Raw genomic sequence first — 273 nt, 5'->3', positions numbered from 1 at the left:
GGGCTCATCCCCGCCCGTGCGGGGAGCACGCCTCAATAATCTTTGAGTCGTACGGGGTGACGGGCTCATCCCCGCCCGTGCGGGGAGCACAGGCGGAATGTCTGGCTAACTGGGATGCGCTGGGGCTCATCCCCGCCCGTGCGGGGAGCACTTTTGGTGATTCTCAGGTTGCCGAAAAGTCCGGGGCTCATCCCCGCCCGTGCGGGGAGCACGCAGAGGGGAGAGGATAAACGGACGCCAAGCTGGGCTCATCCCCGCCCGTGCGGGGAGCAC

1 CRISPR repeat array is annotated in these 273 nt (G+C 67.4%).

Annotated elements, in window-relative coordinates:
* Position 1: 1 nt before the first annotated feature.
* A CRISPR array of direct repeats spans positions 2-273; the repeat unit is 28 nt; unit sequence GGCTCATCCCCGCCCGTGCGGGGAGCAC.

This window comes from Rothia sp. HMSC065C12 (assembly GCF_001812085.1).
GTDB classification, from domain to species: domain Bacteria; phylum Actinomycetota; class Actinomycetes; order Actinomycetales; family Micrococcaceae; genus Rothia; species Rothia mucilaginosa.
Note: the sequence above shows the minus strand (reverse complement) of the source record. Positions and strands in the feature narration are given on the sequence as shown.